General features: G+C 68.0%; 3 protein-coding genes. 1 reads left to right on the forward strand and 2 read right to left on the reverse strand.

Features of this window, described 5'->3' with window-relative positions; translation table 11 throughout:
* The first annotated feature begins 79 nt into the window (after positions 1–79).
* A complete protein-coding gene (locus D7V88_RS41510) occupies positions 80–595 on the forward strand; it encodes a hypothetical protein (RefSeq protein ID WP_147449154.1) in 516 nt (171 codons plus the stop codon).
* 35 nt (positions 596–630) lie between these two features.
* Here the strand turns inward: D7V88_RS41510 and D7V88_RS41515 are convergent, their stop codons facing one another.
* Together D7V88_RS41515 and D7V88_RS41520 are read right to left on the reverse strand one after the other, a co-directional pair.
* A complete protein-coding gene (locus D7V88_RS41515; RefSeq protein ID WP_120545961.1) occupies positions 631–753 on the reverse strand; it encodes an aminopeptidase in 123 nt (40 codons plus the stop codon).
* A 56-nt stretch (positions 754–809) separates the two neighbouring features.
* Positions 810–1344 (reverse strand): P1 family peptidase (locus tag D7V88_RS41520; protein WP_208726764.1); only part of this gene is annotated, 535 nt, incomplete at its 5' end.

Genomic DNA, 1344 nt, shown 5'->3' on the forward strand with positions numbered 1-1344 from the left:
CCCCAGAACCACTGCACGCAACGTAGGAACGGCATTTCCCACCTGGAAGCCCGCCCTACCCCTCTGGAGATTCCGACCCATGACTACTGGACGTTTCCTCCCCCTGGCGGCCGTCACAACGGCCGTGGTGAGCAGCACCTTCCTCATGCTCGCGCCCGCCTGCGGCGACGAAGCCACCCCGCTGGACTGCGCGGAGAACTGCGCCCCGGTGGAGGGCAGCTACCCCCTGACCTTCCCGAATGACGCAGGCCTTCCGCCCGAGTGCGTCAACCTGAACGTGCCCCCCCTTCCGAACGGCAAGGACCTGATGCTCAACCGCGACGGCGGCACCCTCACCGGCTCATTGGACGGGGTGGCCCTCAAGGGGAAGGTGCAGGAGACGGGGAGCCTGAGCCTGACGGGGACGCCGCCGCCCAGCAGCGATGGCGGGCTGACGACCTTCCTGAGCCTCAACGCGTCCTTCACCGGAGGGGCGGCGGACAGCGGAGTCGGAGGAAGCCTGACGGGGAACTTCACCGGCAACTACTCACGGATCCAGGGCAACCTCAGCCAGCGTTGCACTGTGACACGCCCCTTCACGGCGACCCGGCGGTGAGCCAGGGCCGCCGGGAGCGGCGCCCAGGGCGATGACTACTTCTTCTTGCCTTCGGCGGCGGCGGCCTTCGCGGCGGCCTTCTGCTTCTTGACCCGCTTCTTGTGGTGCTGACGGATCTTCATCTGCACGCGGCGGTGCTTGCTCTTGCTGTTGGCCATGTGGGTGGCTCCTGGGGCTCCGGAATGGAGTAAAGGGGGTCTTACCTATCAGAAGCCTACCGGCCCCCGGAAGAGGAACCCTCGGGGTCGGCGCCGGGGGGGACATTTCCTCCGGATTCCGGCCCGGAAGGGCCTTCCGGGTCGCTGTCGGGCTCGTTCGGGGCCGGACGGGTGGGAAATGGGATGCCCTCCGCGCCGCGCACGTTGGTGGGCAGGGCGGACGACACCGTCACCTCCCCCTCCCGGTCCTCGTCGCTGGGGCGCTCCTTGGAGACCGGCGCGCTCGTCTGGTGGGGGCGCTTCTTCACCGAGGCGAAGATGGGCCGGCAGGCGTCCACGAAGCGGCGGACCTCGTCCAGGGGCAGCGCGGGGGAATAGTTGTCGTTCACGCCCGTCATCGGCGTGGCCATGCACATGGCGTTGAGGATGGCCTCCTCGGTGGCCTCCATCACCGCCTCGTAGAGGGGGTCCAGACGCTGATCCAGGAGGATCTTCATCTTGTAGACCATCTTCTGCGTGCGCCTGGGGATGATGTTCGCGGTGGAGAAGCCCACGACGATCTCCCCGGAGCCGTGCGCCGCGTAGCTGCCC

Source organism: Corallococcus terminator (assembly GCF_003611635.1).
GTDB classification, from domain to species: Bacteria; Myxococcota; Myxococcia; order Myxococcales; family Myxococcaceae; genus Corallococcus; species Corallococcus terminator.

Bases quoted from the DNA above. Each gene is read 5' to 3' on its own strand.
- D7V88_RS41510 (WP_147449154.1), top strand. From the start codon at position 80: ATGACTACTGGACGTTTCCTCCCCCTGGCGGCCGTCACAACGGCCGTG.
- D7V88_RS41515 (WP_120545961.1), bottom strand. From the start codon at position 753: ATGGCCAACAGCAAGAGCAAGCACCGCCGCGTGCAGATGAAGATCCGT.